This window comes from Roseivivax sediminis (assembly GCF_900112685.1).
GTDB lineage: Bacteria > Pseudomonadota > Alphaproteobacteria > Rhodobacterales > Rhodobacteraceae > Roseivivax > Roseivivax sediminis.
This window is the reverse complement of the sequence record NZ_FOMS01000007.1, coordinates 251,093-259,179: the sequence shown is the minus strand read 5'-3', so window position 1 is coordinate 259,179 and position 8,087 is coordinate 251,093. Positions and strand designations below refer to the sequence as shown.

Sequence of the window (8,087 nt, the reverse complement as noted above, 5' to 3'; positions counted from 1 at the left end):
GTCATGGACTGTCACACGCGCGAGCTGCTCGGCTGGCACCTGTCCAAGAGTGGGAAAGCGTCGACCCCGGTCGCCGCGCTCGAACAGGCGCTCATCACCCGGTTCGGCACGCTCGGCCGCGTCGACACGGAGTTCCTCCTGCGCAGCGACAACGGGCTCGTCTTCACCAGCCGGGATTACACAAAGATGGTCCGCAGCTACGGCCTGCGCCAAGAGTTCATCACGCCGCATTGTCCGCAGCAGAACGGCATGATGGAGCGCCTGATCCGGTCGCTGAAAGAGCAGTGCGTGCATCGGCAGCGCTTCGAGAGCCTCGCCCACGCGAGCCGCGCCATCGGCTACTGGATCGCTTTCTACAACACCCGCCGACCGCATCAGGCGCTCGGCATGAAGACACCCGCCGCGACGTTCGAATTAGCGGCTTAACCTGAGCAGATTCCGCTGGGTCGATACAGAACTGCTCCTCGGACCGAACGAACTCGTCATCAAGAAGCTGAAGGTCTTCGTCATCAGCACCGGCCCAGGCGTCGCGGATTCTTGACCGTCCCGCGCCGGCAAATGCGTCGATGTAGACCAGTTCGAAGGACTGTTTCTTCAGCGCGATGGTGTAAGCGTGAAGATATGCCTCGAGGCCATCGAGCTTTTGCCGAGCCCATGGGCCAACCGTATTTTCAACATGCGATTTCTTCAATGATGGCGGTACTCCGTGCGAAATGGTTCATGCTGAAATCTGATCGAGGATCGGCTTCGGGACGATTTGCCACGGAAAGCCGTTCCATTCCTCACCATCGAGCAGACGCCCCCCCGACTTCGGACGGGCGCCACCCCACTGTTTGAAGAAGAAAGCGACGCCGTCACGTTCGCAGATGTCCCGGATCTGGCGGGCCCAGCTTTCGTCACTGGGCCGAGCCCGGGGCCCGCTCTCCCCCCCCGACGATGGCCCAAGCGACGCCCTGCAGATCGACATCCCCGACCGGTCCGAGCAGCGGCTCGAACGAGATAAAGCGCGCGTCGGAATTGATCTGCTTCAGGTGCTCGATCCGGCTCGCGTGCGCGGCGTCCTAGACAGAAACGCCGAGCCAGATGTGCCGAGGGATCGGCCCTCCATCATACCGCTTCCGAACGTAGTTGCGCATGAGCGAGCTGCGCTTGGTCAGCACCTGGTAGACGTGCCAGTCCGCCTGCTCCATGGCGTCGAACACCGCGTCGATGAATGTACGGTCGATGTCCTTGTGGAAGAGGTCGCTCATCGAGTTCACGAAGATCATCCGCGGCTTTTTCCAGAGCACGGGCTGCTTCAGCCTCGACGGCCAGAGTGTCAGGTCAAAGCCCTGCTCGTAGGGGTGTCCAGGGATCCCACGCCAGCGCTCTGCGAACCGCTTGGCGTAGCAGTTGTCACAACCGGGACCGACCTTGGTGCAGCCCGTCACCGGGTTCCACGTCGCGTCCGTCCATTCGATGTCTGACTTCTGGGCCAACTGCTCGCCTCACACTTTTTCACAACGGTAACACGCGGCTGACTCAGCACAAAGCACGAACAGCGGCTGGGGTGAGATTGGTCCCAGCTGCAGCCGAACCGCGGCGCAACGGGCGGCGTTCGATCTATGTTCCATCCGCCATCCAGATGGATTTTCCAAATCGCGTGCATCACGGGCTTCGAAAGATCGCTTGAAAGCAATGACTTAAAGCTGTTCACCGGAAGCGCGGCGGTTAACAGGTCCGGAGAATATCGGCCCGGAGAGAACGCGTGTGCGCCCTTCGGGGCGTGGGCCGGTTAACAGCCCCTCCCGCATAACCCTCGAAAACAACCCAAAAATCCAGCCGCAGCCGGATCGGGAGAACGCTTTCGCGAGGGTAAGTGGCGGAGAGACAGGGATTCGAACCCTGGGACCCCGTGAAGGGTCAACGGTTTTCGAGACCGCCCCGTTCGACCACTCCGGCACCTCTCCGCGGGGATCGTCGTGTCGCGGGGATGTAACGTGCGGCGGAGGGGCGCGCAACCCGGCTCGCAGCGAAAAATGCACCCGCCGCAGCGCGCGCTTGAGCCGGCAGGGTCGGGGGGCTAGGTAAATACGGCAATACTGCACCGCAGAGGTCCGCCATGCTGCCGCGTCTCACTCTTGTCTTGCCTTTCGCCCTTGCCGCCTTGCCCGCGTCCGCAGCGCCCGTCGACACATTGCTCGACGCCCTCGGCGTGGAGCGGGTCGTCGAGGTGATGCGCGAGGAGGGGCTCGCCTACACCGACACCCTGGCCGGGGACATGCAACTCTCCGGCTCCGGCTGGACCGAGACGGCAGAGCGGATCTACGACACCGACCGGATGGGCCGGATCGTGCGCTCGGCCTTCGATGAAGGACTCGATCAGTCCGAGATCGAGCCGCTGATTGCCTTTTTCGAAAGCGAACTCGGCGCGCGCGTCGTCACGCTCGAGATCGAGGCGCGCGAGACGATGATCGACCCGGCGGCAGAAGAGGCTGCGCGCGAGAGCTACCGCGAGGTCGAGGGCACGGACGATGCGCGCCTCGGCCAGATCGAGCGCTTCGTGGCCTCGGGCGACCTCGTGGAGCAGAACGTGAGCGGGGCGCTGAACGCCAGCCTTGCCTTCTACAACGGTCTCGCCGCCGGCGGCGCCATGGACATCCCCGAGGAGGACATCCTGCGCGATGTCTGGGCGCAGGAGCCGGAGACCCGGGCGGACACCACCGAATGGCTGCATGCCTATCTCATGCTGGCCTACGAGCCGCTGACAGACGCCGAGCTCGACCGCTACATTGATCTCAGCGAATCCGCGGCCGGCGAGGCGGTCAACCGCACGCTCTTCGAAGGCTTCAACGCGATGTACAACGAGATCTCGTATGCGCTCGGCCTCGCGGCGGCGCGGGAGATGTCGGGAACCGAGCTCTAGCCCCGTTCGGAGCTTGACAGGGCCGGGTCATGCAAGCATAAGCGCGCATCCGTGGACCCGGGGGCAGGTGTGCCCGGGGCATGGAACTTTTTGCAACGCATCGACGCCCCGATCCGGGGCGCGCTGTCCGAAGGCGGGGCAAGGCCCCGGCAACACCCGGATCCCGGGGGCCGCAGGACGCGAGAGTGACAAGGAAGAGACAGATGTTCGCGGTGATGAAGACCGGCGGCAAGCAGTACAAGGTGAAGTCCGGCGATACCCTCCGCGTGGAGAAGATCGCGGCCGACGCCGGCGAGACCGTCCAGTTCAACGAGATCCTGATGCTCGGCGGCGATGACCTGACGGTCGGCACGCCCTTCGTCGACGGCGCCGCCGTGCAGGCGGAGATTGTCGACCAGGTGAAGGGCGACAAGGTCATCAACTTCGTCAAGCGCCGCCGCAAGCACAGCTCGCAGCGCACCAAGGGTCACCGTCAGCAGCTGACGATGATTCGCGTGACCGACATCCTTGCCTCCGGCGGCGACAAGACCGGCGTGAAGGCGGCGCTCGGCGCGGGCGCGGCCGGCGTTCCGGGCCTCGGCCACGAGGTTCACGCCACCAACCGCGACGAGCAGTCGGAGATGGCCGCTCGAGTCGCCGGGAACGCGGCCGAGGAGAAGCCGGTGACCGAGGCCGGCGTAGCGCCGGGCGCGGCGGACGATCTCAAGAAGCTGTCGGGCGTCGGCCCGGCGCTCGAGAAGAAGCTGCACGAGGCCGGCATCACCTCCTTCGCGCAGATCGCGGCCTGGGGCGATGCCGAGATCGAGGAATTCGGAGAGAAACTGTCGTTCAAGGGCCGGATCGAGCGCGAGGGCTGGATCGAACAGGCCAAGGAACTGGCGGGCAAGTAAGGAGTTAAGGACCCATGGCACACAAGAAAGCAGGCGGTTCGTCCCGCAACGGTCGCGACTCTGCCGGGCGCCGCCTTGGCGTCAAGCTTTATGGCGGTCAGGCGGCCGCGCCCGGCAACATCATCGTGCGTCAGCGCGGCACGCGTTTCTGGCCGGGTCAGGGCGTCGGCATGGGCAAGGATCACACGATCTTTGCGACCGAGCAGGGCGCCGTGACCTTCCACAAGGGCCTCAAGGGCCGCACCTTCATCTCGGTGCTGCCGGCGGTGGAGGCCGCAGAATAACCGGATCCTAACGGTTCCACAGGAACGGGAGGGCCGGTGTCGCACCGGCCCTCTCTTGCATTTGAGGGATATAGAAACGCCGCGCCACACGCGTGTCATCTTGGACATATATCGGCGCGAGCAGGGGCGCATCGGGCATATTTTGTAAGGGAGGGGGCCATGAGCCTCGACGAGGCACGGATCGCGGCATGGATACCGGGTGAGAAGCTCGACCTGCGGCCGCTGGCGCTGACCGACATTCCCTGGATCACGCGCTTCGCCGGCGATTGCCGCGTGGCGTGCATGACGACCATCCTTCCACACCCGCTGCCCCCGGGTACTGCAGAGGCCTGTTACGACCGGGCGCACGCCCCCGACCGTACCGAAGAGGTCTGGGCCATGGACGCGCGCCGCAGTGGCGGCGCACCCCTTGCCGGACTCATCACGCTCGAGGACATGGGCCGCGGCCAGTCCGAGATCGGCTACTGGGTGGAACCGGGGTCTTGGAACACCGGCCTTGCCTCCGACGCGGTGCGCGCTCTGGTCACGGCCAACCCGCTGGGCAATTGCACGATCTTCGGATCGGTCTTTCAGGATAATCCGGCCTCTGCGCGGGTGCTCCTGAATGCCGGGTTCGAATATATCGGCGATGCCGAGGCGAAATCGGTCGCCCGCGGCGCCATCGTACCGACCTGGACCTATCTCAAGCGGCTTTGACCACTCGTCTTGCCGACGCGCGAGACGCGGTTAGCCTGCCTGGGCCGACCTTCTTTCGGGAGTCCCCGATGCAACAGATCGTAGCAGCGCCGCCACCCCCGGGTTTCGCGCGCTCCCGTGCGCCCGCGCTGACGACAGAGCGCCTGCACCTGCGGCCGCTCTACGACAGCGACGCCGAGGCAATTGCCCGCGCTCTTTCCGACCCGCAGGTCGCGCGCTGGATGACCAATGTGCCGTTTCCCTACACCCTCGAGGACGCGCGCCAATTCCTGTCGCTCGAGCGCGGAAGTTCGACCTGGAAGGTCTGGGCGATCTGTCCGGGTGCGGGGGCCTTGGCCGGTGTCATCGGGCTCGAGGACGAATTCGGCTACTGGCTCGGCCGCGATCACTGGGGCCGCGGCTACATGAGCGAGGCCGCTCGTGCGGTTGTCGACTGGCACTTCCGACATCCGGGAGCAGAGCCGCTGATATCCGGGCATTTCGAGGGCAATAACCGCTCCGGCCGTGTCCTGCGCAAGCTCGGCTTTTCCTATTACGGCCGGCCGGTTGCGAAAGAAACCCGATCCTTCGGGACGGTCACGCTCCACCGGATGCTGCTGGCACCCGAACAATGGCACGCGCTCAACCCGGTCCACCTGCGGTCAAAGCGGCTGCTGCTGCGTCCGCTCTGGCCGGACGACGCGGCAGCGCTTGCGCGGATCGGCGGCGATCCGGCGGTCGCTCCGATGATGCTGTCGATGAGCGTGCCCTGGCCCGAGACCGAGGCGCGGAAATGGATCGAGGGCGGGCGTTGGCGCGGCACGCCGCAGTTCCGCTTTGCCATCGAGGATACGGAGGGGCGGCTCATCGGCTCCGTCGGCCTCGCACAGGGGGCGACGCTGCACTACATGCTGTCCGCCGATGTCGCAGGGCAGGGCTACGCGACCGAGGCGGTCCGCACCCTGCTGGCCTGGGTCTTTTCGCGCTTCGGGCTGGCCGAGATCGTCGCCGACCATTTCGACGACAATCCCGCCTCGGGCCGGGTCCTGTCGAAATTGGGCTTCCGCGTCAGCGGCAGCGGGACAGGCACCAGCCGCGCCCGACTTGAGCCTGCGCCCAATACCCTCTATCGCCTGAGCCGCGACGATTTCGCGGGGTCCACGCCATGAAGTTTCTCGACCTGGCCAAGGTCTACATCCGCTCGGGCTCGGGCGGCGCCGGCTCCGTGTCGTTCCGGCGCGAGAAGTACATCGAATACGGCGGCCCGGATGGCGGTGACGGCGGCGCCGGCGGATCGGTCTGGGTCGAGGCGGTGGACGGGCTCAACACGCTCATCGACTTCCGTTACCAGCAGCATTTCTTTGCCAAGAACGGCCAGCACGGCATGGGCTCCCAGAAGACCGGGGCGGGGGGCGACGACATCGTCCTGCGCGTGCCCGTGGGCACCGAGATCCTCGACGAGGACGGCGAGACGCTGATCGCCGACCTCTCGACTCTGGGCGAACGCATCTGCCTGGCCGAGGGCGGCAATGGCGGTTGGGGCAACCTGCGCTTCAAGTCCGCAACCAACCAGGCGCCGCGCCGCGCCAATCCGGGCCAGCCCGGGGTTGAGCGCACGATCTGGCTGCGGCTCAAGCTGATCGCGGATGTGGGCCTTCTGGGCCTGCCGAACGCGGGGAAGACCACCTTCCTCGCGGCCACGTCGAACGCGCGGCCCAAGGTGGCCGATTACCCCTTCACCACACTGCACCCCAACCTGGGTGTCGTGGGCGTGGACGACGTGGAATTTGTCGTCGCCGACATCCCCGGCCTGATCGAGGGGGCGTCCGAGGGGCGCGGCCTTGGTGATCTTTTCCTCGGCCACGTGGAGCGCTGCGCGGCGCTTCTGCACCTCGTCGACGGTACGTCCGGGACGTTGATCGAGGATTACCGGACCATCGTGCACGAGATCGAGACATATGGTGAAGGTCTCGCCGACAAGCCGCGCGTGACCGTGCTGAACAAGATCGATGCGCTCGACGACGAGGAGCGCGCCTTCCTGCGAGAGGAACTGGAGGCGGTCGCCGGACCGGTCCACCTGATGTCCGGCGTCTCGAAAGAGGGGCTGACGGACGTGCTGCGCGAGCTGCGCACGCTCATCGACGACACCCGCCTGCGCCGCCGTGCCGAAGAAGGCGGGGAGGACGAAGGCGAGGCGCCATGGCAGCCCTGAGCGAGGCGAAACGGCTTGTCGCGAAGATCGGCTCGGCGCTCCTGGTGGACCGCCTGACCGGTGAGCTGCGCGCCGACTGGCTCGCCTCCATGGCCGCCGACGTGGCGCGGCTGCGGGCGCGGGGCACCGACGTGGTGCTTGTCTCCTCGGGCTCCATCGCGCTGGGACGCGGGGTGCTCGGCCTCGGCGCGGCAGAGCTCTCGCTGGAGCAGAGCCAGGCCGCCGCGGCAGTGGGGCAGATCCGGCTCGCCCGCGCGTGGGAGGAACACCTCGCGCCACACGGCATCACCACCGCGCAAGTGCTGGTGACGTTGGAGGACAGCGCCGACCGTCGCCGCTACCTCAATTCCCGCGCGACGCTCGGTACGCTCTTGGGGCTCGGCGTGGTACCGATCGTGAACGAGAACGACACCGTCGCCACCGACGAGATCCGCTACGGCGACAACGACCGGCTCGCCGCGCAGGTGGCCGTGACGGTCGGGGCCGATCAACTCGTTCTGCTGTCGGACGTGGACGGCTTCTACTCGGCCAATCCGGCGCAGGACCCGGCAGCACACCGCTTTGACGTGATCGAGACGATCACGCCCGAGATCGAGGCGATGGCCGGCGATGCCGGCTCTGGCCTGTCGAAGGGCGGCATGAAGACCAAGCTGATGGCGGCCAAGACCGCCACGGCGGCCGGCTGCGCCTTGTGCATCACTGAAGGTTCGCGACTCAACCCTTTGACGTCGCTGGAAAACGGAGCGCCGGCGACCTGGTTCACGCCGGGGCTCGATCCGCAGGCAGCGCGCAAGCGCTGGATCTCCGCGATGAAGCCGCGCGGCACGCTCACCGTCGATGCCGGTGCGGCGGAGGCTCTGGGTCAGGGCAAGTCGCTCTTGCCGGCCGGCCTTGCGCGGGTGGAGGGCACGTTCGGGCGCGGCGATCCGGTGGCGATCCGCGATGCGTCGGGTCGCGCCCTCGGCCAGGGACTGGCGCGCTATACGGCGGCGGAGGCGCGCGCGATTGCAGGGCGCCGATCTGTCGAGATCGAGGAAGTGCTAGGCTATGCCGGCCGCGCCGTGCTAGTACATCGCGACGACATGGCGACCTGAGTGCGCCCGTGACCGCATCAGCCAAAA

Annotated in this window: 9 protein-coding genes, 1 tRNA gene and 1 pseudogene; 8 read left to right on the top strand and 3 right to left on the bottom strand. The window is 66.4% G+C overall.

The window, feature by feature from the left end:
- On the top strand, window positions 1-426 hold a 426-nt coding region (locus tag F3H57_RS13060), incomplete at its 5' end, for an integrase core domain-containing protein (protein WP_149756349.1).
- Window positions 427-718: 292 nt separating this feature from the next.
- Here the strand turns inward: F3H57_RS13060 and F3H57_RS22975 are convergent.
- The 3 genes and pseudogenes from F3H57_RS22975 to F3H57_RS13050 all read right to left on the bottom strand — a co-directional run bounded on the left by F3H57_RS22975 (window position 719) and on the right by F3H57_RS13050 (window position 1,949).
- On the bottom strand, window positions 719-967 hold the full coding sequence (locus F3H57_RS22975; RefSeq protein WP_394349831.1) for a DUF5131 family protein: 249 nt from the start codon (window positions 965-967) through the stop codon (window positions 719-721).
- Window positions 897-1,430: pseudogene (locus tag F3H57_RS13055) on the bottom strand (DUF5131 family protein). The gene F3H57_RS22975 and the pseudogene F3H57_RS13055 overlap by 71 nt, the downstream one beginning before the upstream one ends.
- Window positions 1,431-1,859: 429 nt before the next feature.
- Window positions 1,860-1,949: transfer RNA gene (locus F3H57_RS13050), tRNA-Ser, on the bottom strand.
- 152 nt (window positions 1,950-2,101) lie between these two features.
- Here F3H57_RS13050 and F3H57_RS13045 point away from each other — a divergent pair.
- From F3H57_RS13045 to proB, 7 genes are all read left to right on the top strand, one after another.
- Window positions 2,102-2,905, top strand: a complete 804-nt coding sequence (locus F3H57_RS13045; RefSeq protein ID WP_149756348.1) for a DUF2059 domain-containing protein — start codon at window positions 2,102-2,104, stop codon at window positions 2,903-2,905.
- A 203-nt stretch (window positions 2,906-3,108) separates the two neighbouring features.
- Window positions 3,109-3,795: a 50S ribosomal protein L21 gene (locus F3H57_RS13040; protein WP_149756365.1), complete on the top strand. Its 687-nt coding sequence runs from the start codon at window positions 3,109-3,111 to the stop codon at window positions 3,793-3,795.
- 14 nt (window positions 3,796-3,809) lie between these two features.
- Complete coding sequence (gene rpmA / locus F3H57_RS13035; protein ID WP_149756347.1) at window positions 3,810-4,079, top strand: 50S ribosomal protein L27; 270 nt, start codon at window positions 3,810-3,812, stop codon at window positions 4,077-4,079.
- 159 nt (window positions 4,080-4,238) lie between these two features.
- Window positions 4,239-4,775 (top strand): GNAT family N-acetyltransferase, encoded by a 537-nt coding sequence (locus F3H57_RS13030; RefSeq protein ID WP_149756346.1) that lies wholly within the window; start codon window positions 4,239-4,241, stop codon window positions 4,773-4,775.
- 68 nt (window positions 4,776-4,843) lie between these two features.
- Entirely contained in the window at window positions 4,844-5,923 is a 1,080-nt protein-coding gene (locus tag F3H57_RS13025; RefSeq protein WP_149756345.1) for a GNAT family N-acetyltransferase, read from the top strand.
- On the top strand, window positions 5,920-6,966 hold the full coding sequence (gene obgE / locus F3H57_RS13020) for a GTPase ObgE (protein WP_149756344.1): 1,047 nt from the start codon (window positions 5,920-5,922) through the stop codon (window positions 6,964-6,966). Before F3H57_RS13025 ends, obgE begins: the two co-directional genes overlap by 4 nt.
- Window positions 6,954-8,060: a glutamate 5-kinase gene (gene proB, locus F3H57_RS13015; RefSeq protein WP_149756343.1), complete on the top strand. Its 1,107-nt coding sequence runs from the start codon at window positions 6,954-6,956 to the stop codon at window positions 8,058-8,060. Before obgE ends, proB begins: the two co-directional genes overlap by 13 nt.
- The last annotated feature ends 27 nt before the right edge of the window (window positions 8,061-8,087 follow it).